The organism is Cellulomonas citrea (assembly GCF_009829685.1).
Classification (GTDB): domain Bacteria; phylum Actinomycetota; class Actinomycetes; order Actinomycetales; family Cellulomonadaceae; genus Cellulomonas; species Cellulomonas citrea.
The window spans coordinates 1-21,067 of the sequence record NZ_VWSD01000040.1; the positions used below are offsets into that span (position 1 = coordinate 1).

The 21,067-nt window shown below is 73.3% G+C and carries 24 protein-coding genes, 1 tRNA gene and 1 pseudogene; 13 read left to right on the forward strand and 13 right to left on the reverse strand.

Annotated features, from left to right (window positions below):
- From F2B26_RS06575 to F2B26_RS06585, 3 genes and pseudogenes are all read left to right on the forward strand, one after another.
- Positions 1-389 (forward strand): annotated as a pseudogene (locus F2B26_RS06575) (DNA polymerase III subunit gamma and tau); the annotation flags it as partial.
- Between the two features lie 30 nt (positions 390-419).
- A complete protein-coding gene (gene recR / locus F2B26_RS06580) occupies positions 420-1,019 on the forward strand; it encodes a recombination mediator RecR (RefSeq protein ID WP_159807638.1) in 600 nt (199 codons plus the stop codon).
- A gap of 58 nt (positions 1,020-1,077) precedes the next feature.
- On the forward strand, positions 1,078-1,641 hold the full coding sequence (locus F2B26_RS06585; RefSeq protein ID WP_159807640.1) for a DUF5063 domain-containing protein: 564 nt from the start codon (positions 1,078-1,080) through the stop codon (positions 1,639-1,641).
- A gap of 65 nt (positions 1,642-1,706) precedes the next feature.
- Here F2B26_RS06585 and F2B26_RS06590 read toward each other — a convergent pair whose 3' ends face one another.
- The gene (locus F2B26_RS06590; protein ID WP_159807642.1) at positions 1,707-2,117 is read right to left on the reverse strand and encodes a transferase; all 411 of its coding nucleotides are present in this window, start codon (positions 2,115-2,117) and stop codon (positions 1,707-1,709) included.
- Positions 2,118-2,327: 210 nt separating this feature from the next.
- Between F2B26_RS06590 and F2B26_RS06595 the strand changes: the two genes are divergently transcribed.
- Together F2B26_RS06595 and F2B26_RS06600 are read left to right on the forward strand one after the other, a co-directional pair.
- Positions 2,328-3,587 (forward strand): aspartate kinase, encoded by a 1,260-nt coding sequence (locus F2B26_RS06595; protein ID WP_159807644.1) that lies wholly within the window; start codon positions 2,328-2,330, stop codon positions 3,585-3,587.
- Complete coding sequence (locus tag F2B26_RS06600) at positions 3,584-4,633, forward strand: aspartate-semialdehyde dehydrogenase (protein ID WP_159807646.1); 1,050 nt, start codon at positions 3,584-3,586, stop codon at positions 4,631-4,633. Before F2B26_RS06595 ends, F2B26_RS06600 begins: the two co-directional genes overlap by 4 nt.
- Before the next feature lie 96 nt (positions 4,634-4,729).
- Here F2B26_RS06600 and F2B26_RS06605 read toward each other — a convergent pair whose 3' ends face one another.
- From F2B26_RS06605 to F2B26_RS06630, 6 genes are all read right to left on the reverse strand, one after another.
- Positions 4,730-4,948 carry a hypothetical protein gene (locus F2B26_RS06605; protein WP_159807649.1) on the reverse strand — a complete coding sequence of 73 codons (219 nt, stop codon included), beginning with the start codon at positions 4,946-4,948 and terminating at the stop codon, positions 4,730-4,732.
- Between the two features lie 176 nt (positions 4,949-5,124).
- Entirely contained in the window at positions 5,125-5,547 is a 423-nt protein-coding gene (locus tag F2B26_RS06610; protein ID WP_159807651.1) for a DUF2510 domain-containing protein, read from the reverse strand.
- Positions 5,548-5,635: 88 nt separating this feature from the next.
- Positions 5,636-7,003, reverse strand: a complete 1,368-nt coding sequence (locus F2B26_RS06615; RefSeq protein ID WP_159807653.1) for a C1 family peptidase — start codon at positions 7,001-7,003, stop codon at positions 5,636-5,638.
- Between the two features lie 161 nt (positions 7,004-7,164).
- A tRNA-Pro gene (locus F2B26_RS06620) sits at positions 7,165-7,238 on the reverse strand.
- A gap of 147 nt (positions 7,239-7,385) precedes the next feature.
- The gene (locus F2B26_RS06625; RefSeq protein WP_159807655.1) at positions 7,386-8,306 is read right to left on the reverse strand and encodes a metallophosphoesterase; all 921 of its coding nucleotides are present in this window, start codon (positions 8,304-8,306) and stop codon (positions 7,386-7,388) included.
- On the reverse strand, positions 8,303-10,750 hold the full coding sequence (locus F2B26_RS06630) for a transglycosylase domain-containing protein (RefSeq protein WP_159807657.1): 2,448 nt from the start codon (positions 10,748-10,750) through the stop codon (positions 8,303-8,305). The genes F2B26_RS06625 and F2B26_RS06630 overlap by 4 nt, the downstream gene beginning before the upstream one ends.
- A gap of 325 nt (positions 10,751-11,075) precedes the next feature.
- Here F2B26_RS06630 and F2B26_RS06635 point away from each other — a divergent pair, with 325 nt between their 5' ends.
- The 3 genes from F2B26_RS06635 to F2B26_RS06645 are packed head-to-tail and all read left to right on the forward strand — an operon-like array spanning position 11,076 to position 12,064.
- Positions 11,076-11,372, forward strand: a complete 297-nt coding sequence (locus tag F2B26_RS06635; protein ID WP_159807679.1) for a WhiB family transcriptional regulator — start codon at positions 11,076-11,078, stop codon at positions 11,370-11,372.
- Positions 11,373-11,411: 39 nt separating this feature from the next.
- Positions 11,412-11,570 (forward strand): Sp36 family protein, encoded by a 159-nt coding sequence (gene sp36, locus F2B26_RS06640; protein ID WP_159807659.1) that lies wholly within the window; start codon positions 11,412-11,414, stop codon positions 11,568-11,570.
- Entirely contained in the window at positions 11,567-12,064 is a 498-nt protein-coding gene (locus F2B26_RS06645) for a RidA family protein (RefSeq protein WP_159807661.1), read from the forward strand. The genes sp36 and F2B26_RS06645 overlap by 4 nt, the downstream gene beginning before the upstream one ends.
- Positions 12,065-12,085: 21 nt before the next feature.
- Here the strand turns inward: F2B26_RS06645 and F2B26_RS06650 are convergent, their stop codons facing one another.
- The gene (locus tag F2B26_RS06650) at positions 12,086-12,703 is read right to left on the reverse strand and encodes a Crp/Fnr family transcriptional regulator (protein ID WP_159807681.1); all 618 of its coding nucleotides are present in this window, start codon (positions 12,701-12,703) and stop codon (positions 12,086-12,088) included.
- 145 nt (positions 12,704-12,848) lie between these two features.
- Complete coding sequence (locus tag F2B26_RS06655) at positions 12,849-13,292, reverse strand: hypothetical protein (RefSeq protein WP_201292633.1); 444 nt, start codon at positions 13,290-13,292, stop codon at positions 12,849-12,851.
- Positions 13,293-13,401: 109 nt separating this feature from the next.
- Between F2B26_RS06655 and nth the strand changes: the two genes are divergently transcribed.
- The gene (nth, locus tag F2B26_RS06660; RefSeq protein ID WP_201292634.1) at positions 13,402-14,130 is read left to right on the forward strand and encodes an endonuclease III; all 729 of its coding nucleotides are present in this window, start codon (positions 13,402-13,404) and stop codon (positions 14,128-14,130) included.
- Between the two features lie 72 nt (positions 14,131-14,202).
- On the opposite strand, the gene F2B26_RS06665 is transcribed toward nth, so the two are convergent.
- Complete coding sequence (locus tag F2B26_RS06665) at positions 14,203-15,153, reverse strand: alpha/beta fold hydrolase (RefSeq protein ID WP_159807663.1); 951 nt, start codon at positions 15,151-15,153, stop codon at positions 14,203-14,205.
- A gap of 42 nt (positions 15,154-15,195) precedes the next feature.
- A complete protein-coding gene (locus tag F2B26_RS06670) occupies positions 15,196-15,924 on the reverse strand; it encodes a winged helix-turn-helix transcriptional regulator (protein WP_159807665.1) in 729 nt (242 codons plus the stop codon).
- 153 nt (positions 15,925-16,077) lie between these two features.
- Between F2B26_RS06670 and F2B26_RS06675 the strand changes: the two genes are divergently transcribed.
- Positions 16,078-16,818, forward strand: a complete 741-nt coding sequence (locus F2B26_RS06675; RefSeq protein WP_159807667.1) for a hypothetical protein — start codon at positions 16,078-16,080, stop codon at positions 16,816-16,818.
- Here the strand turns inward: F2B26_RS06675 and F2B26_RS06680 are convergent.
- Positions 16,788-17,180 carry a hypothetical protein gene (locus tag F2B26_RS06680; protein WP_159807669.1) on the reverse strand — a complete coding sequence of 131 codons (393 nt, stop codon included), beginning with the start codon at positions 17,178-17,180 and terminating at the stop codon, positions 16,788-16,790. The genes F2B26_RS06675 and F2B26_RS06680 overlap by 31 nt on opposite strands.
- On the opposite strand from F2B26_RS06680, the gene F2B26_RS06685 reads away from it, so the two are divergent.
- Both F2B26_RS06685 and F2B26_RS06690 read left to right on the forward strand, forming a co-directional pair.
- Positions 17,179-17,910, forward strand: a complete 732-nt coding sequence (locus tag F2B26_RS06685) for an SIR2 family NAD-dependent protein deacylase (protein ID WP_159807671.1) — start codon at positions 17,179-17,181, stop codon at positions 17,908-17,910. The genes F2B26_RS06680 and F2B26_RS06685 overlap by 2 nt on opposite strands.
- 307 nt (positions 17,911-18,217) lie before the next feature.
- On the forward strand, positions 18,218-19,051 hold the full coding sequence (locus F2B26_RS06690; RefSeq protein WP_235929536.1) for a Cof-type HAD-IIB family hydrolase: 834 nt from the start codon (positions 18,218-18,220) through the stop codon (positions 19,049-19,051).
- Positions 19,052-19,121: 70 nt separating this feature from the next.
- Here F2B26_RS06690 and F2B26_RS06695 read toward each other — a convergent pair whose 3' ends face one another.
- Positions 19,122-20,099, reverse strand: a complete 978-nt coding sequence (locus F2B26_RS06695; protein ID WP_159807675.1) for a LysR family transcriptional regulator — start codon at positions 20,097-20,099, stop codon at positions 19,122-19,124.
- Positions 20,100-20,181: 82 nt separating this feature from the next.
- On the opposite strand from F2B26_RS06695, the gene F2B26_RS06700 reads away from it, so the two are divergent.
- Positions 20,182-21,067: aminotransferase class V-fold PLP-dependent enzyme (locus F2B26_RS06700; RefSeq protein ID WP_235929537.1), on the forward strand; the 886-nt coding region annotated here is incomplete at its 3' end.

The window sequence follows — 21,067 nt, forward strand, 5'->3', positions numbered from 1 at the left end:
CCGGCGCACCGGTGGCCGCACCGGCCGCCCCGCGTTCCGCGGCACCGGCCGTCGCCCCCGACGCCGAACCGGAGCCGCAGCCGGTGAGCCCCGCCCCGCCGTGGGACGACGTGCCGCCGCTCGACGAGCCGCCGTGGGACGACGACCCGGGCCCGGCGCCCGCTGCCACCCGCGCGGCCGCGTCCCGGCGGCCCGTCGCGACCGCACCCGTGCGCCCCGCCGCGCCCTCCGCGGGCGCCGACCGGTTGGTGCCGCCGTACGGCGAACCGGAGGACGAGCCGTCGCCGGACGACCCGGAGATCGTCGGCTCGGGGCTCGTGGGCGCGCCGCTGGTGGCCCAGCTGCTCGGCGGTCAGGTGATCGACGAGCAGGTCGAGCCGCTCGGCTGACCTGTCCGAGGCACCCCGTAGGCTGACGGCGTGTACGAAGGCGCGCTCCAGGACCTGGTCGACGAGCTCGGGCGGCTGCCCGGGGTCGGCCCCAAGAGCGCCCAGCGCATCGCCTTCCACGTCCTGGCGGCCGAACCGGCCGATGTGCGCCGGCTGGTGGACGCGATCACCGAGGTCAAGGCCAAGGTCCGGTTCTGCGAGATCTGCGGCAACGTCGCGCAGGAGGACCAGTGCCGCATCTGCCGCGACCCGCGCCGGGCCACCGCCGTGATCTGCGTGGTGGAGGAGGCCAAGGACGTCGTCGCCATCGAGCGCACCCGGGAGTTCCGGGGGCGGTACCACGTGCTCGGTGGCGCCATCAACCCGATCGCCGGGGTGGGCCCGGACGACCTGCGGATCGTCCAGCTCATGTCCCGGCTGGCGGACGGCCAGGTCACCGAGGTGATCCTGGCGACCGACCCGAACGTCGAGGGGGAGGCCACCGCCACCTACCTCGCACGGCTGCTGGTCCCGATGGGGCTGACGGTCAGCCGGCTCGCCTCCGGGCTGCCGGTGGGCGGTGACCTGGAGTACGCCGACGAGGTCACGCTCGGCCGGGCCTTCGAGGGTCGGCGCCGGATCAGTGCGTAGGCCGGGCCGGATCAGTGCGGAAGACGGGCCGGAGCAGTGCGGACGAGGGGAGAGCGACATGAGCACCGATGACGCCGATCTGCTGGCGATCGCCCAGGACGTGGCCGCCGAGGCCGGGGACTTCCTCAGCACGGTGACCGAGGTCGCCGCTGGCAGCACGCCCGAGGCCTCGTTGCCGCTGCTGCTGCTGGCGGTCTCGGACGTGCTCGCGGTGGGCGCCCGGCTGGGTGCGACGGTCGACGTGGTCCCCGAGCAGCGGTTCGAGCCCGACCTGGGCCCGGACCCGGACGTGGACCCGCTGCGTGCGAACCTGGCGAACGTCTTCGAGGGCCTCGACGAGTACGCCGAGGTGGTGGACCCGCTCGACAGCGTCGAGGTCGAGCAGGTCACCCTCTCGGGCGGTCTGGTGACCATCGCGCAGGCGCTCGCCCAGGGGCTGCGGCACTACGAGGCCGGCCAGGTGGTCGAGGCCCTGTGGTGGTGGCAGTTCTCCTACCTGGCGGACTGGGGCGCGACGGCCTCCAGCGTGCTGCGGGCCCTGCAGGCGGTCCTGGCGCACGCCCGGCTGGACGTGGACGACGACGTGGCCGCCGAGGCGGAGTACGACGCCCTGCAGTCCTGACGCCCCCGCCCGGGCGGCCTGACCCCCTGCGGGGCCAGGCCTGATGCCCGTGACGGGCCGCGACCTCAGGCCGCGGTGACGTACCCGGCGCGCCGGTGCACGACGGTGCCGTCGGCGACTGCGCTCTGCGGCTCGACGCTGGCGTGCGGCTCGACGAGCACCGCGGTGCCGACGGTCGCACGCTCGCCCACGCGGGCGCCGAGGCCGATCGAGGCACCGCGTCCGATGTGCGCGTGGCTGCCGACCCGCGCACCGCGCGCGATCGACGCGTCGTCCTCGACCCACACGTGGTCCCCGAGGCGTGCGCCGGCGGCGATCGTCGCGCCCGGGTCGACCCAGGCCGTGGCGGCCACGTAGGCCTCCTTGGCGACCTGCGCCCCCGTGGCGACCATGCCGCCGCCGTTCTCGTGCGGCTCGTAGCGCACGATCGTGCCGTTGTCGCGCTCGAGCTCTTCGTACCGCTTCCGCCTGGCCATCACGCTCTCCTCGGACGAGTCATCCCACGTCGCCCAACGAGCGTGGGCGGTGCGGTGTTCCCGCGGCGGGACACCTGCACACTTCCTTTGCATCGGCCGACGAAGTGCCTGGTCAAGGCGGTGCTGACCGCGATCTGGGAGGCCTCGGGGCGCACAGGGCCCGCGCCGTAGAATCGCGGCGTCGCCCTCCACCTCGGATGTGAGTTACGCGTGGCCCTCATCGTGCAGAAGTACGGCGGGTCGTCGGTCGCCGACGCCGCCTCGATCCGTCGCGTCGCCGCGCGGGTCGTCGAGTCCCGTCGAGCGGGTGACGACGTGTGCGTCGTCGTGTCGGCGATGGGGGACACCACCGACGAGCTCATCGACCTCGCCCAGCAGGTGAGCGACGGTCCGCCGAAGCGTGAGATGGACATCCTGCTCACCGCGGGCGAGCGGATCAGCATGTCGCTGCTCGCGATGGCCATCGACTCCCTCGGGGTGAAGGCCAAGTCGTTCACCGGTCAGCAGGCCGGCGTGCTCACCGACGAGGTGCACGGCAAGGCCCGCATCATCGACGTCACGCCGTCGCGCATCGCGAGCACGCTGGAGCGCGGGCAGGTCGCGATCGTCGCCGGGTTCCAGGGCGTCAACCTGGCGACCAACGACGTGACGACGCTGGGGCGCGGCGGTTCGGACACGACGGCCGTCGCCCTGGCGGCGGCGCTCAAGGCCGACGTCTGCGAGATCTACACCGATGTCGACGGGGTGTTCACGGCGGACCCGCGGATCGTGCCGACCGCGCGCAAGCTGGACCGCCTGGGTTACGACGAGATGCTGGAGATGGCCGCGAGCGGCGCCAAGGTCCTCATGCTGCGCTGCGTCGAGTACGCGCGCCGGTACGAGGTGCCGGTGCACGTGCGGTCGTCGTTCAGCACCCGAACCGGCACGCTGGTCACGAAGGAGCAGAGCATGGAGCAGCCGATCATCGCCGGGGTCGCCCACGACCGCTCGGAGGCCAAGGTCACCGTCGTCGGCGTGCCGGACGTGCCGGGCAAGGCCGCGCACATCTTCGAGGTGGTCGCCGGGGCCGGCGTCAACATCGACATGATCGTGCAGAACGTGTCGGCGTCCGGCACCGGCAAGACCGACATCTCCTTCACGCTGCCGGCCGCGGACGGCACCGCCGCCACCGCGGCGCTCACCGAGGCCGCGTCGGACATCGGCTACGACGCGCTCAAGTACGACGACACCATCGGGAAGCTGTCGCTCATCGGTGCCGGGATGAAGTCGCACCCGGGCGTCTCGGCCAAGCTGTTCAAGGCGCTGTCCGACGCCGGGATCAACATCGAGATGATCTCGACCTCGGAGATCCGCATCTCCGTGGTGACCGGCTCGGGTGACCTGGACGCGGCGGTGCGCGCCGTGCACACCGCGTTCGAGCTGGACTCCGACCAGGAGGAGGCTGTCGTGTACGGGGGGACGGGTCGATGAGCGGGGTCAACGTCGCGGTCGTCGGCGCCACGGGCCAGGTCGGCTCGGTGATGCGCCGGCTGCTGGCCGAGCGCGACTTCCCGGTCGCCTCGATCCGGTACTTCGCCTCGGCGCGGTCGGCCGGGCGCACGCTGCCGTGGCAGGACACCCAGGTCACCGTCGAGGACGTCGCGACGGCGGACCTGTCCGGGATCGACATCGCGCTGTTCTCCGCAGGCGGCGGGACCAGCAAGGAGCACGCCCCGCGGTTCGCGGCGGCTGGTGCGCTCGTCGTCGACAACTCCTCGGCGTGGCGCAAGGACCCGCAGGTGCCGCTCGTGGTGAGCGAGGTCAACCCGCACGCCCTCGACGACATCCCGCTGGGCATCGTCGCGAACCCGAACTGCACGACGATGGCAGCGATGCCGGTGCTCAAGCCGCTGCACGAGGCGGCCGGGCTGCGCAGGCTCGTCGTGTCGACCTACCAGGCGGTGTCGGGCTCCGGTCTGGCCGGTGCCCGCGAGCTCGACGACCAGGTGCGCGCCGCGGTCACCCAGGACACCCTGGCGCTCGTGCACGACGGGTCGGCCGTCACCTTCCCGGCGCCGGTGAAGTACGTCGCGCCGATCGCGTTCGACGTGGTGCCGTTCGCCGGCAACCTGGTCGACGACGGCCTCAACGAGACCGACGAGGAGCAGAAGCTCCGCAACGAGTCGCGCAAGATCCTGCAGATCCCCGAGCTGCTGGTCTCCGGCACGTGCGTGCGGGTGCCGGTGTTCACCGGTCACTCGCTGTCGATCAACGTCGAGTTCGACCGGCCGATCAGCCCGGCGCAGGCCACGGCGCTGCTCACGGGCGCACCGGGCGTGCAGCTCGTCGACGTGCCGACGCCGCTCGCCGCGGCCGGTGCCGACCCGTCGCTCGTGGGTCGCATCCGCGCCGACGAGGGTGTGCCCGACGGCCGCGGTCTGGCCCTCTTCGTGAGCAACGACAACCTGCGCAAGGGTGCCGCGCTCAACGCGATCCAGGTGGCCGAGCTGCTGGTGGCGCGGCGCTTCACCGCCTGAGCCGCGGGCGCAGGCCCGGCGGCTGCACCCGGTCCGTCCGGTGGCCCTGAACCGCCGTCCCGGGCCGTCGCCCGCGCCGGTAGGACGCGCGCGCCTTCAGGCAGCGAGCTCGGCGACGTCCCAGGCGATCCCGAGCGGGTCGAGGTAGAGCGCAGCCGCGTCGAAGAGTGCGGCGGCCTCGATGTCGGTGTGGATCCTGGTGCGGGTCCCGGTGGGGCCGTGCTGCACGGTGAGCTCGGTCGTGCGCAGGTGGCGGCGCAGCGCGGTCACGACGTCGTTGGTCCGGGGGCTCTGGTCGATCACCAAGGTGGCCATGACGCGCTCCTCGTCCGAAGGGTCGCCCCATTGCACCGTGCGGTCCGGCCGTGCGCCAGGGGCCGCCGCCGTGATGTTCACCTCATCTGGTGGGACACAAGCGTCCACTAGGCGGACAGAGCGGGGTCCTGGGGCGGTTCCGGAGGTGGGCGGGTCCCGTCCTCGGCCGGGTGCCGTCAGTGCTGGAGGAGCAGCCAGACGCAGGCCGCCAGGCTGAGCGTGCCGACGACGACCGCGAACCACGCCCTGCCCCGGCCGTGACCGCCGGCCGCGGCGGCACGCAGGGCCCACGCCCCGAGCCCCACCGTGACGGCGGCGACGGCCATGCCGACCACCGCGCCGGTGCCGCCGGCCCAGGCGAGCGTCCAGGTGAACATCGCCGCGAGGGCGACGTACCCCGCGAGGATCGACTGCCAGGAGCGTCCGACGGGCAGCACCCAGTGCAGCGCGGTCGAGGGCCCGTGGTCGGGCCCCGTCGGGGGCGGGGCACCGAGCGGCTGGACGTGCGCGGTCCAGCTCGCCCCGTCGAACCAGCGGGCGGACGACGGCGACTGCGGGTCGACGTACCACCCAGGCGGTGGCGCGGTCGGGATGCTCATGCAGGACCCATCGGCAGCGGCGGCGCGCAGACTGAGCGGACCGCCGCCGCCGAATGACCTGGTGAGTGCGGGCGTAGCCCGCCAGACATCAGGCCAGGGCGCCCATCGGGTCCCAGGCGGGCAGCACGAGCGGCTCGGCGGTCAGCGCCGGGCGCAGCTCGGCCGGCAGGGCGTCCTTGCGCACGACGACCTCGAAGACGTACTCGTCGAACCACGAGTCGTCCATCGTGTAGAAGCCCTTGTCGGCCTTGTCGTCGCCCCAGGAGTTCTCCACCCGCCAGCGCCGGGTGGGCCCGTCGACACCCTCGGGCAGGTCGACGCCGACGAGCAGCATCGCGTGCGTCATCGCCGAGTCGGCGCTCACCACCCGCTGCTCCTTGGTGGTGTGCAGGTCGACGCCGTAGACGCCGGAGTAGTCGAACAGGTCGGCCGCCCACAGCCCGTCGGACCGCTGCATCTGCGGCGACACGTCGCAGCCGAACCAGACCGGCTCGCCGGCCACGATCGAGCGGGCCGCGAGCTCCTTCATCGTCTGCACGGGGGCGTTGACGTACAGCACCGGCTGACCCTCGACGACGTTGCCCAGGTGCGCGACGGTGAGCGCCGCGCCCTTGGGGTGCTCGCGGCGCGGGTCGTCGACCAGGCACACGTACTGCGTGAGGTCGATCGAGACGTACCGGGCGAAGAACTCCTGCGGGGTGAGCACGCCGTCGCGGTGGAACACCTTCGCGTCGTCGGTCCACTGCCAGTCGAAGCTCGTCGGCGGCGTGCCCAGGTGGATGGTGAGCACGGCGTGCACGTCGCGCATGAGGGCGGCCCGGACCTGGGTGATCTCGTCGTCGGACGCACCGTCGGCCACCAGGGCGCGCAGCCGGAGGGCGCCGGCCCGCAGCAGGGCGCGCAGCTGGCTGTTCATCCGGTCGGTGTTGCCGGACGACTCGGTCTCCGGCATCGCCTGCTTCGGCACGACGCCGTACTTGGTGAGCACCGAGACGGCCATGTCCCACTGGCCGCCGTCGCCGAGCACGGTGGTGAGCAGGAACGACACGAGACGGGAGTCGACGGGCTCGCCGGCGGTGGCGACCGCGTCGAGCAGGAAGTAGTTGGCCCGCTCGAGCTTGTCGTAGTACATCGCGTAGTTCTGCGAGAGCTCGAACTCCTTGACCCCGAGGTTCTCCTTGACCCCGACCCGCAGCAGGTTGAGCGCGGCGAACAGCCAGCAGCGCCCGCTCTTCTTCTGGTTGGCGACGGTCCAGTCGTCGATCCGGTGCGAGATCGAGGTCGACAGCTCGACCACCCGGGCGTGGTTGAGCGCCACCTCGTCGAGGCCGGTGCGCGTCACGGCGTTCTGGGCGCGGACCCGTGCGGGGTCAGAGCCGAACGCGGCGTGCAGGGCGTGCACGGCGTCCAGGTCGAGGGGCTGAGCGGTGCTGGTGTCGGTGAGTGTGTCGGTCACAGGTCCATCATCTCGCCGTCCCAGGGGTGCTCGGACGCCGCCCGACCGCGCGGCGGGGATCCGGGCGCGCGGCCGAGCCCGCGAGTGCGTCGCAGGGCCGCACAACGAAGAAAGCCGGTCTGGCCAGGGAGACTTCCCTGAGCAGACCGGCTTCCTCCCTGTCGGGGTGGCGGGATTCGAACCCACGACCTCTTCGTCCCGAACGAAGCGCGCTACCAAGCTGCGCCACACCCCGTGGAGCCGGACAAGCATAGCCGATCCGGCGCACTGCCTCGGACGCCTGCCCGCCCGTCGGACGCGAGCGGCACCGTCACGGTCCACGACGGCAGTCGTCCGACCGGGCCGACCTCGTCCGGCCGATCCGTGCGACGTCGCGGCCGGCTCAGGCGACCCGCGGCACCAGGGTCATGAGCGTGGCCTCGGGCCGGCAGGCGAACCGCACCGGGGCGTAGGGCGACGTGCCGAGCCCCGCGGACACGTGCAGCCACATCGAGCCCGACCCGCCCGCGCGGTCCGGCCGTGAGCTCGGCCAGCCGTGCAGGCCCTTGGCGCGGCGGGTGTCGAGGTCGCAGTTGGTGGTGAGCGCCCCGTAGAACGGCACCGCCACCTGACCGCCGTGCGTGTGCCCGGCGATCGCCAGGTCGACGCCGTCGGCGAGCATCGCGTCGAGCACCCGGCGGTACGGGGCGTGGGTCACCCCGAGGTGCAGGTCCGGTGTGGGACCAGCGACGGGCGCGGGGGCCGGGAACCGGTCGCGGTCGAGGTGCGCGTCGTCCGTCCCGACGAGGCTGAGCCGGCGGCCGTCGACGCTGAGGGTGCCGCGTCGGTTCGACAGGTCGACCCAGCCGGCCGAGGTGAGCCGGGTGACCAGCTCGCGCCACGGCAGCTCGACGTGCTCACGCACCGGGCCGCGTGCGTCGGGCAGCAGGTAGCGCAACGGGTTCTTGGGCTGCGGGGCCAGGTAGTCGTTCGAGCCCAGCACGAAGGCCCCGGGCCGGGCCAGGTGCGGTTCGAGCGCCCGGGCCAGCGCCGGCAGCGCCGCCAGGTGCGCCAGGTTGTCCCCGGTGTCCACGACCAGGTGCGGGTCCAGACCGTCCAGCTCACGGACCCAGTCGACCTTGCGGTCCTGGTCCGGGGTCAGGTGCAGGTCGGCGAGCTGCAGGATGCGCAGCGGTGCCTGACCGAACGGCAGGACCGGGACGGTGACCTCGCGCAGCGTGTACCAGCGGGCCTCGATGACGCCCCAGGTCAGACCGGCGGCGGCGACTCCTGCGGCGAGGGCCGCCGTTCGCCCGGCGCTCATCCGTTGCCCGGCTGGCCGGTGCCCTTCCCCTGGCCGTTGCCCGGGGGGTTGGCCGGTGGGTTGCCTGGCAACCCGGCATCGGCGGATGCCCCCGGCTGCGGGGCGGCACCCGGGCCGGCCGAGAGCGTGAGCGTGATGGTCGAGCCCGCGGAGGCCTTGGTGGCGGACTGCTGCGCGACCAGTCCGGCGGGGACGTCAGAGGTGACCGGGGTGTCGGCGACCGTGGCCTTGAACCCGGCGGCCGTCAGCGCCTTGGTCGCGACGTCCACGGTGCTGCCGATGACCGAGGGCACCGACACCTTCTCGCCGTAGAGCATCTTGTCGGAGGGGTCGGCGAACCCCGGGTTGTCCTGACCTTCGAGGGACTGGACCATGAAGCGCTTCCACGTCGGACCTGCGACGTCCGAGCCGTAGATGACGCCGTACTTCTTGCCGCCGATCACCTTGTAGTTCGGCGTGACGTAGGCATCGGGGTTGGCCATGACCACCGCGGCGGACAACCGGGGCGTGTACCCCGCGAACCACGTGTACTCGTTGTTGTTCGAGGTCCCGGTCTTGCCCGCAGCCGGGAAGTCGGGTGCGCCGACCTTCTTCATCGTCCCGGTCCAGACCTTGCTCATTGCGAAGTTCATCGCGTTCGCGACGTCGGGGGTGATCGTCTGGGCGCAGTCGGCGCTCGGGATGGCGAGGTCGGTGCCGTTGGTGTCGACCACCTTGAGGATGGCGACCGGCTTGCAGTAGATCCCGCCGGAGGCGAAGGCGGCGAAGGCGCCGGCCATCGCGAGCGGGGTGGTGTTGTCGGTGCCGAGGACGTCCGAGGGGACCGGGTTGAAGTTCTTGCCGTTCTTGGCGTTGGTGACACCGAGATCGGCCGCGTTCTGCATGATCTGGCACAGGTCCAGCTGGGTGGCCATGGACAGGAAGGCCCGGTTGACCGAGTTCCTGGTCGCGTCGAGCACGGTCATCATGCCTCCGGTGTTCTCGGAGTTCTTGACCGTGAAGGGCCCTCTCGCGGGGGTCGTGCAGGGAGCCGTGAAGTCGGAGAAGTTGAAGTTCCCCCGTCCGCCGTCGACGACGTCGTTGAGCGAGTGCCCCGCCTCGAGCCACGCCTCGAGGGTGAACGCCTTGAACGTCGACCCCGGCTGGAAGCCCTGGTTCGCGCTGTAGTAGGGGTAGCCGACGTTGTAGTTGATCGCCGTCTGCCCGGCGGTGCCGGTCGCGCCTGGGACGTAGTCGGTGGACTGGGCCATCGCCTTGACCTGACCAGTGCCCGGTTCCACGACGCTCATCGCCTGGATCTCGCCCGACGGGTCGCCGACCGAGACGGTGGCCTTGACCTGTTGGTCGGCGTTGGCCTGCAGGGTCGGGTCGAGCGTCGTGGTGATGGTGAGGCCGCCCTTGTACAGCCGGGACAGGCGCTCGGCCTTGGTGGCGCCGAAGGCCGGGTCGCTGACCATGACCTTGGTGACGTAGTCGCAGAAGTAGGCCGATCCGGGTGCGGCGTCGTTGGCGGCCTGGCAGCCCTGCTTCACCTGGCTCACCTTGAGGGTGCTGGCCAGCGGGGTGGCGATCCCGGTCGCGTACTCCTCGTCGGTGATGAAGCCCTGGTCGTGCAGCAGGCTGAGCACGATGTTGCGCCGACCCTGCGAGGCCTCGGGGTGCAGCGTGGGGTCGAAGGCAGACGGGTTCTGGGTGATGCCCGCGATGGTCGCGGCCTGCAGGTAGGTGAGGTCCTTGGCCGAGACGCTGAAGTAGTGGTTGGCCGCGGTCTCCGCGCCGTACACCGAGGACCCGAACGGTGCGATGTTCAGGTACTTCTCCAGGATCTGGTCCTTGGTCTCCTGCTGCTCCAGGGTGATGGCCAGCTTGGCCTCGCGCAGCTTGCGGGCGTAGCCGGCGGTGCCCTGGGCCTGGGTCGCCGCCTCGACACCGGCCTGCTGCTCCGCGGGGGTGTCGGCGCTGAGCGCCTGCTCGATGAGCACGTTCTTCACGTACTGCTGCGTGATGGTCGAGGCGCCCTGCTGCTGGGAGTTGGGCTTGAGGATCGAGAGCACGGCGGCGCGCGCCATCCCGGTGACGTCGACGCCGGTGTGCTCGTAGAAGCGCTTGTCCTCGGTCGCGATCACGGCGTGCTGCAGCTGCACGGAGATGTCGGAGAGCGGCACGACCACCCGGTTCTGGGCGTAGAACGTGGCCAGCAGGGCGCCGTTGGACGCGAGGATGGTCGACTTCTCCGGCAGGTTCTTCTGCTCGAGCTCGGTGGGCAGCTCGTCGAACCCGGTGACGGTGAGGTTGGTGGCCGTGTTCACGGTGGCGACGGCGGGCAGCGCCAGGCCGGCCGTGACGACGCCACCGAGGGTGGCGACGAGGACGAAGGAGACGATCAGGCCGATCGCCTGGGCGGCGTTGACCTGTCGACCCCGTGGGCGGCTGCTGCTCGACACGGGGCCAGGGTAGTGCCCGGACCTCACGATGCCCCGGCGGTAGCCCGTCGTCGGACCCGGACCTGCACCGGACCTGCACACCCGTCGGCCCTCCCGGACCGGCCCGGCCGCAGGTGGGGACCCGGCCGCGCCGCCGGACCGCGGACCTCAGAAGGTGCCGGGTTCTTCCCCTGATCGATGGAATGGGCGCACTTGATCACCCGAGTTCGGGGACTTGACACGGCAAGAGAGCCCACGATTGGGGTCTCCCGCAGTGCTGCACGGACGGACTAACGTCCCGTTGCGGACCTGCCGGTGACGGGAGGTCGACTTGTGGCGGAAGGTGATGCGCGTGGGGGCGTTCTCAGGGGACGGGCACTGGACGGCGGGGGCCAACTGCGGATTCGGCAAAGCGGCGCCGGACGCGTTGTTCGTCGAGGGGTCGGCGCAGCGGGAGGCCCGGGCCATCTGCCAGGACTGTCCGGTGCGGCTGCCATGCCTGGCTGACGCTCTGGACAGCCGGATGGACTTCGGGGTCTGGGGCGGCATGACCGAACGGGAGCGCCGCGCACTGCTGCGCCGTCGCCCGGAGGTCCGCTCCTGGCGCCACGAGCTCGTGGCCGCGGCGAGCGCCTCGGTCTGATCCGGTCGCGGGTCGCGCTCGTCCCTTAGGCTGCCAGGCATGGCCATCCGCTGGGAGTACGCGACCATCCCGCTCATCGTGCACGCCACGAAGGCGATCCTCGACCAGTGGGGCGCCGACGGGTGGGAGCTCGTGCAGGTCGTGCCCGGGCCCGACGGTGGGCTCGTCGCCTACCTCAAGCGCCAGGTCGAGCAGTGAGCGCAGCACAGCGGCTGGCCGAGCTCGGTGTGACGCTGCCGGCTGCCGCCGCCCCGGTGGGTGCCTACGCGCCCGCCGTGCGCAGCGGTGCCCACGTGCACACCTCGGGGCAGCTCCCGTTCGTCGACGGCGCCCTGGCCGTCACGGGCAAGGTGGGCGCCGGCCCGCAGGGCGTCGACCCCGAGACCGCCGCCACTCTCGCGCGCACGTCCGCCATCAACGCGCTCGCCGCGATCGGTGCCCTGCTGGCCGCCGAGGACGGGTCGGACGACCCGGCCGCCGCGCTGGACCGCGTCGTGCGCGTCGTGAAGGTCACCGGTTTCGTCGCCAGCGACCCGTCGTTCACCGGGCAGCCCGCCGTGCTCAACGGCGCGAGCACGTTCCTGCACGACGTGTTCGGCCAGGCCGGTGTCCACGCGCGCTCGGCCGTCGGGGTCGCGGTGCTCCCGCTGGACTCCCCGGTCGAGGTCGAGCTCGTCGTCGAGACGCGCTGACCCCGTCAGCGCCGGCGCCGCTCAGCGCGCGCGGCGCTCCAGCCGGTCCAGGTCGAGCAGCACGACGGCGCGACCCTCACGGCGGACCCAGCCGCGGGAGGCGAAGTCGGCCAGCGCCTTGTTGACCGTCTCGCGCGAGGCGCCGACCAGCTGGGCGAGCTCCTCCTGCGTGAGGTCGTGCGCCACCCGGACGCCGTCCTCGACGGTCTGCCCGAAACGGGTCGACAGGTCCAGCAGCGCCTTGGCCACCCGGCCCGGGACGTCGGAGAAGACCAGGTCCGCGAGCGCCTCGTTGGTGCGGCGCAGCCGACGGGCCAGCGCCTGCAGCAGGTGGATCGCGACCGGCGGGTTCTCCCGCAGCCAGCCGATGAGCTGGTCGTGCCCCAGCTCGAGCACCACGGCGTCCACGATCGCGGTCGCCGTGGCCGTGCGCGGACCCGGGTCGAACAGCGAGAGCTCGCCGAGCATCTCGCCGGGGCCGAGCACCGCGATGAGGTTCTCCCGGCCGTCATTGGACCGCCGTCCGAGCTTGACCTTGCCCTCGCGCACGACGTAGAGCCGGTCGCCCGGTTCACCCTCGTGGAAGAGCGTGTCGCCACGCCCGAGGTCGATCGACTTCATCGAGCCGATCAAGGCCATCGCCGAGTCCCGGTCGAGGCCCACGAACAGGGGGGCACGGAGCACCACGTCGTCGTCCGGCACGTTACTCACCGCCTGTTCGTCGTCGTCGTCCGGCCGTGCGGGCCGCGGGGGGTGTGACACCAACTCTACGACGTGGCGCAGGTCACCTCGACGACGTCCCAGGACTCCGGTCGGGTGATCCGGGCGGCAGGACCCGGGCAGGCGGCATGCCGAGCACGCCCTCGGGGTCCCGGGCCATCGTGCCGACCAGGTCGTCGCCGACGCTCCGCAGCGCGTCGTCGACCTGGCTCTCGTAGGCACCGAGCCGGCCGTCCAGGTCGCGCAGCTCGACCAGGCGACCCACCTCCTCGGCCGGGTCGGCACCGTGCAGCAGGCCCATGAGCTCGGACGGGGCCGGGACCGCGTCGCCCTGGGTGCGGGCGATGGTGCCGCCCAGCGGCTGGGGGCCGGCCGTGCGCGCGACGGCCAGGTCGAGCCGGGCCCGCACCAGGCGTCGCCACCAGGTGATGCGGGTGCGTTCGACCCGCAGCTCGCGCAACTGCTCCCGCAGGTGTCCCGGGCCGCCAGTGCCCCGCCTGCCCGTCATCGTGGTCTCCGTCCTTCGTGCCCCGCCGGGGTGGACTTCGGCGTACCGGCGGTCGACCTTGAGGGGTCGACCGGGCGAACGCGTGGGTGACCCGTCCTAGGCTGCGGGCGTGACCAGCACGGACGGGACCCGCAGACCGTCGGCCCCCGCCGCCGACGAGACACCGCTCGCACGCACCCGGCGCGCCCGTCGCATCAACCGGACCCTGGCGGAGCGCTACCCGGACGCGCGCTGCGAGCTCGACTTCCGGTCCCCCTTCGAGCTGCTCGTGGCCACCGTGCTGTCGGCGCAGACCACCGACGTGCGGGTGAACCTGACGACGCCGGAGCTGTTCGCGCGGTACCCGGACCCGGCCACGCTGGCGGCGGCCGATCCGGAGGAGGTCGAGCAGGTGCTGCACCCGCTCGGCTTCTTCCGGGCCAAGACCCGTGCGGTGCAAGGGCTCTCGGCCGCCCTCGTCGAGCGGTTCGGCGGCCAGGTGCCCGGGCGGCTGGTCGATCTGGTGACGCTGCCCGGTGTCGGGCGCAAGACGGCGAACGTCGTGCTCGGCAACGCCTTCGGAGTCCCGGGCCTCACGGTCGACACCCACATGCAGCGGCTGTCGCACCGCCTCGGCCTGAGCACCAGCGACGACCCGGTCGCGATCGAGACCGACCTCGGTGCGCTCGTCGAACGCGCCGAGTGGACGATGTTCAGCCACCGGGTGATCTTCCACGGACGGCGCACCTGCTTCGCCCGGCGCCCGGCATGCGGGGCGTGCCCGGTGGCCGGGATGTGCCCGTCGTACGGGGTGGGGGAGCTCGACCCGCAGAAGGCCGCGGCCCTGCTCAAGGGCTGAACCGGCGCTCCGGACGGGCGTGGTCGGACGCCGCACCTCGGCCTCCGGCCCGGGACCGGCCGCCCTGCGGCGTCAGGGGGCGAACGGCGAACCCGAGGCGCTCAGCTCGGCGAGCCAGTCGAGCACGAGCGCGTTGACCGCATCGGGTGCCTGCTCGGCCGGGAAGTGCCCGGCCGCCGTGAGGAGCTCGAACCGGTACCCGGCGGTGAGGCGGGCCGCCTCGGCGGGCGCCAGCGCCGCCGAGGACGCCGCACGCAGACCGTCCTTCGCACCGTGCACCTGGAGCACCGGGACCCGCGGGGAACGTTCGAGCCGTGCCCGCAGCCGGGCCCCGTCGGCGCGGGGGACCGACCGCACCAGCCAGCGCAGCTGCTCCAGCTGGCTGTGCGCCGCGAACGGCACCTGCAGGCCGCGCACGTAGGCGGCCGCCGTCTCCGGGTCCGGCCAGCCGGGCACCCCACCCCACTCGGCGAGCAGCCGCACCGCCAGGTCACCCTGGGTGAGCGACCGCTCGGGGAACGCGGGGAGCTGGACGAACGCCAGGTGCCGCAACGCCCACGGCCGGAACGACGAGCGGATCTCGCCGTGCGGGCCGGCCGGTCGCGGCGACGACACGGCCACGACACCGCGCACCACGTCCGGGGCCAGCGCCGGCATCGCCCACGCCACGTCGCCACCCGACCCGGTGCCGATCACCACCGCCCGGTCGGCGCCCAGCGAGCGCACCACCCCCGAGACGTCGGCGGCCAGCGTCGGCACGTCGTACCCCGACGGCGGCTTGTCCGACGCACCCGCACCCCGCAGGTCCATGGCGGCCACCCGGTAGCCCGCCTCGGCGAGCACCGGCAGCTGGTGCCGCCAGGACCACCAGTAGCCGAGCAAACCGTGCAGCAGGACGAGGAGCGGCGCCTCGCGTTCGTCCGGCCCGGCGACCGCCACGTGGAAGCGGGCGCCGTTGGCGGTGACGAAGCGGTGCTGCCACGGTCCGTCGACCAGGAGCGCTGAGGAGTCCACCGTCGTCATGGTGCCGCCCAACCTACCTGCCGTGGGCGAGAGGCGTCCGGGTCAGACGTCGACCGTCTCGCCGAGCTCCGGGCGACCCTCCGCGGTGCTGCGACGGTCCTTCGGCGGGTCGAACCGGTAACCGACGTTGCGCACGGTGCCGATGAGCTGCTCGTGCTCGGGGCCGAGCTTGGCGCGCAGCCGCCGCACGTGCACGTCGACCGTGCGGGTGCCCCCGTAGTAGTCGTAGCCCCAGACCTCCTGCAGCAGCTGGGCGCGGGTGAAGACCCGTCCCGGGTGCTGCACGAGGTACTTGAGCAGCTCGAACTCCTTGTACGTGAGGTCCAGCGGCCGACCGCGCAGCCGAGCGGTGTACCCGCCCGCGTCGATCGTGAGCTCGCCGGAGCTGATCTCCTGCGGGGAGTCGTCGAAGGCGTTGGCGGCCGCACGTTCGATGACCAGCCGGAACCGAGTCTCCACCTCGGCCGGCGTCGCGCTCTCCAGCACGATGTCGTCGGCGCCCCACTCGGCGGTGACCACCGTGAGACCGCCCTCGGTGAGCACCAGGACCAGGGGCACGGTGAGCCCCGTCGCCCGCAGCAGACGGCACGTGGTGCGCGCGGTCACAAGGTCGCGACGGGCATCGAGCACGACGATGTCCGACTCCGGGGCGTCCACGAGAGCCGAGGGCTCCACGGGCAGCACACGGACACGATGGGACAGCAACCCCAGCGCGGGCAGCACCTGCGCTGACCCGCCCGAGGCGGGGGTGAGGAGCAGAAGGTCTGCCACTAAGGGTCCTCCCGGCCGGCGAGTAATGGTCAGGTTACCGCGAGGTTGCCGGCACGTGTGCTGCCAGTTCAGGGGACGGCACGGCACTGGCCCGCCGGTCTGGAAGAATCGGCCCGTGCCCGCCTGCTGGAGAGTGTCCACGGCGGCCGTCTCGTGACCCTCGCCACCCGCGCGGTCACGACCGCGGCCCTCGCCGCGCTGGTCGCGGTCCTCGGGTACTTCGGTGCCCTCCCGCTGGCTGTCGTCTCGGCGCTGCTGGCCGTCGCCCTGGGGCTGGGCTGGCCCGCCCTCGCCGCGTTGCCGTACGCGCCCGGGTCGGCCGTGGTGATCTCGCTCAGCGGCGTCGGCGCCGTGGCCGTCGTGTCCTACCGGTCGATCAACCAGGCGCCCGACCTGCGTGACCTGGCGATCGTGTTCGCGGCCTCGGTGATGCTCGCCTTCGTCAACGAGCTGCTGCGGCGGGACGGGCGGACCCGGCTGGTCGAGTCGGTCGCAGGCACCGTCACGGGGTCGCTGCTCGCGGTGTGCGCGGCCGGCTGGGTCGCCTGCGCACGGTCGTCCGCGGGCGAGGCGCTCGTGGTCGCCGCCGCCGTCGCGCTCGCGGCCGCCTCGGCGACGAGTGCGGTGCGGATGCCCGAGTGGCTCACCTCGCTCGTCGTGGTCGCCGCCGGCGCGCTCTCCGGCGGGCTGCTGGGGTTCGTGCTGCCGGAGCTCGGCAAGACCGCCGGGGTGCTGGCCGGGGTGGCCGTCGGTGGCATGGTCGCGGCGCTGCACGCGTTGTTCCACCCGCTGCTCGCCGAGAGTCGGCTGCGGCCGGCGATGACCGCGGTCGTGCTTCCGGTGGCGGTCTCTGGCATGCTCGTCTACATCGTCGGTCGAGTCCTCCTGGGGTAGATGTGCGTTCGCTGCTGCTCGTGGCCACGCTGCTGGCTGCTGCCACAGCGTTCGGCCTGGCGTGGCGTGCGCGGCAGGGGCGGGTGCGCACCGTCGCGTCCGACGACGCGCTGCGGGCCGACGAGCTCGGGGTCGGCCTGGGGTCCGAGGCCACCTTCGTCCAGCTCTCGTCCGAGGTCTGCGCCGCGTGCCGGTCGACGGCCCGGGTGCTCTCCGGCCTCGCCGACCAGCGCCCCGGTGTCGTGCACGTCGAGCTCGACGTGGCGGACCACCTGCCGCTGGTGCGCCGTTTCGACGTGCTGCGCACCCCCACCACCCTCGTGCTCGACGCCCGCGGCCAGGTCGTAGGCTCGAGCTGCCATGGCACACCACGAGGACGACCCAACCATCACCGTGCTCACCGGGGCCGGCATCTCGACCGGCGCCGGGATCCCGGACTTCCGCGGCCCCGACGGGGTGTGGACCCGGCACCCCGAGCAGGCCGAGCTGCTGGAGATCGGCCGCTACGTCGCCGACCCGCAGGTGCGCGAGGCCGGCTGGCGGATGTGGCGGGACAGCCCGGCGCGCACCGCGCAGCCCTCGCGCGCGCATGCGGCCCTCGTGGAGCTCGAGCGCGCCGGACGGCTGCGTGGGCTGCTCACCCAGAACTTCGACGGTCTGCACCAGCGGGCGGGCAGCTCCGACGTCGTCGAGCTGCACGGCAGCCTGGCCACGACGAGCTGTTTCACCTGCCGGTGGCGCACGGGCACCGAGGCGGTGCTGGCCCGGCTGGACGACGAGCCTGACCCGCGCTGCCCGCAGTGCGGGTCGATGCTCAAGCCGGACATCGTCTACTTCGGCGAGCGCCTCGACGACCTCGCGCTCGAACGCGCCATCGCCGCGACCCAGGACGCCGAAGTGTTCGTCGCGATCGGCTCCACCCTGAGCGTGCAGCCGGTGGCCAGCCTCGCCGGTCTCGCGGTGGAGCACGGCGCCGAGCTCGTCGTCGTCAACGACGCCCCCACCATGTACGACCACCTCGCCACCCGCTGCATCCGGGAGCCGATCCAGGACGCCGTCCCCGCCCTGGTCACCGAGCTCCTGGCCCGCTGACCCGGGCCGGCCCACGGCCCACGGCCCACGGCCCACGGCCCACGGCCCACGGCCCACGGCCCACGGCCCACGGCGGCACGCAACTGGTCAGTTGTCTCGACGACACGCCGGGACAGGCGGACCAAGTGACCAGTTCATGGCAGCGGCGGCACGAGGGAACCGAGGGAGCCGACCGGAGGGAGCCGGAACCAGCCGGGACAGCCGGAACCGACCGGAACCAGCCGGTCCCGCCGCCCGGCACCGCCGCCCCCCCCCGGCGGCCCCCGCAGCCCGGGGGAAGGGGCGCGGAGCCTGGGAGACTGAGACCGTGACCACCCCCCTGCCCGACCTCGGTGACGTGCGTGACCTGCGGCTGGTGGCCGTCGACATGGACGGCACCCTGCTGGACGACGAGAAGCGCATCGGCGCCGGTTTCGACCAGGTGATGGCCGCGATGGAGCGCCGCGGCGTGCGGCTCGTCGCGGCCTCGGGGCGGCAGTACGCGACGCTGCACCGCCAGCTCGACCGGCCGGGCGTCCTCTACGTCGCGGAGAACGGCGCCTGGGTGATCGAGGACGGCCAGGAGGTTGCGCGCGACGGGCTGGACCGGGACGCGGCGATGCGCACGGTGCAGGTCGCCCGGGCCCGGGTGGCGGCGGGTGCCGATGCGGGCACGGTGCTGTGCGGGACGACGTCGGCCTACGTCGAGCGCGACGACGAGAAGTTCCTGGTCCAGACCCGGCCGTACTACGCCAGGCTCGAGGTGGTCGACGACCTCACCGCCGTGCAGGACGACCTGCTCAAGGTCGCGGTCTACGACTTCGACGGCTCGGCAGCAGCGGCGGCGGACTTCGGCGACCTCGGCGCGAACGCCCGTCTGGTGGTCTCCGGCCTGCACTGGCTGGACGTCGGCAGCCCGACGGCCGACAAGGGCCGGGCGCTGCGCGACCTGCAGGAGCACCTGGGCCTGGGCCCGCAGCACACGATGGCGTTCGGGGACTACCTCAACGACCTCGGGATGCTGGCCGACGCCCGCTGGTCGGTGGCGATGGAGAACGCCCACCCGCAGGTCCGGGCGGCCGCGGCGCACCTCGCCCCGTCGAACAACGACAACGGGGTGCTGCGCACGCTCGCGGCGGCGCTCGGCGTCACGATCGGCTGACGGCGGACCGGCCAGCGGTCGGCCAGGAGTCCCGCCCGCCGGCTCGTCCGATGCGCCCGGGGTCGCCCCGTCACTCGCCCCGTCCGCCCCGCCCACGCCCGTCCCGGCCGGCACCCCGCCCGGGGCCCTCGGCGACCTGCTGCGCGGCGGCCTCGAGCGCGGCGAGCACGGCGGCCACGGCGGGCACCCGCAGCAGGTCCGGTGTCGTGACGGCGTGCACCTGCCGCGGGTACGTCCCGACCGACCGCACGACGACCCCGGGGTGCCGCCGGGCGTAGGGCCGCACGAGCCCCGGCAGCAGCGCGACGCCGAGCCCGGCTGCGACCAGCCCGAGCACGGTCGAGTAGTCGTCGGTGGCGTAGTCGATGCGGGGCGCGAACCCTTGTGCCTCGCACGAGGCGAGCAGGTGGCCCCGGCAGCGGGGGCACCCGGCGATCCAGGTCTCGGCCGCGAGGTCGTCGAGCTCCAGCCGGGCGGCGGTGGCCAGCCGGTGGCCGTCGGGCAGCACGACGAACGTCGGGTCGGACAGCAGCTGCCGCGTCATCAGCCCGTCGAGGTCGTCGGCCCCGCGCCCGAGGTCGGTCCCGGGGTAGGAGAACGCGAGCGCGAGGTCGCACGCCCCGGTGCGCAGCTGGTGCAACGAGGCCGGCGGCTCGACCTCGTCGAACGTGACGGTGAGCCCGGGGTGGTCGCGGCGCAGCGCGGCGAGCGCCACCGGCAGCAGCGTGGCCGACGACGACGGGAACGCCGCCACCCGCACGACGCCCGCGCGCAGCCCGGTGAGGGCCGCGACCTGCGCGTTCGCCGCCCGCACGGCAGCCCCGACGGCCTCGCCGTGCCGGGCGAGCACGCGGCCGGCCTCGGTGAGGCGCACGGTGCGGCCGGTCCGGTCGAGCAGCGCGGTGCCGAGCCGCCGTTCCATCCGCTTGACGTGCTGGCTGACGGCGGGCTGGCTGGTGCCGAGGGCGGCCGCGGCGGCGGTGAGCGTGCCGTGCTCGGCGATCGCCTGGAGCACCCGCAGCGAGGCGACGTCGAGGTCGGGAGCCATCTCCCGACCATAACGCCATGTGATGCCACCACGTCGAATCCTGTTCTTGTGTGATGGATCGGCCCGCGACCACCATCGTCGTGTGCCCACCGCGACCCGCCTCGACGTCCGCGACCTGTTCACCGCACCGGCCGGCTACCTCAACGCCGCGACGAGCGGGCTGGCCCCGCGCACGGTGGCGCAGGCGATGCACGAGGCGGTCGACGCGTGGTCGCTCGGCGAGGGGACCCTGGCCTGCTACGACCTGGCCGTCGCCCGGTCCCGCGCGGCGTTCGCCCGGCTGGTCGACGTCCCGACCGCCCAGGTGGCGATCGGCTCCCAGGTCTCGGTGATGGTCGGCGCCGTCGCCGCGAGCCTGCCCGACGGCGCCCACGTGCTCGTCGCCGAGGGCGACTTCACCTCGGTCACCTACCCGTTCCTGGCCCAGGCGCACCGTGGTGTCCAGGTCCGCACCGCACCGGCCGCGGCGCTCGCGGAGGCAGTCCGGCCGGGCGACGACCTCGTCGCGTTCTCCCTCGTGCAGTCCGCCGACGGGCGGGTGCTCGACGGGGCCGGTGTCGCCGCGGCCGCACGGGCCGCCGGGGCCCGCACGCTCGTCGACCTCACCCAGGCGGCCGGCTGGCTGCCGGTGCACGCCGGCGACTACGACGTCACCGTGACGGGTGCCTACAAGTGGCTGTGCGCCCCGCGCGGCGCCGCGTTCGCCACCGTGGCCCCTGCGGCGATGGACTGGCTGCGCCCGACAAGCGCCGGCTGGTACGCGGGCGCCGACCTCGCCTGCTCGATGTACGGCACCGCCATGCGCCTGGCCGACGACGCCCGCAGGTTCGACGTGTCCCCCGCCTGGCTCGCCTGGAGCGGCGCGGCGCCCGCGCTCGAGCTGGCCGCCGACCTGGACCCGGCGGACGTCCGCGACCACGACGTCCACCTCGCCGACGGGCTGCGCGCCGAGCTCGGCCTGCCGGCCG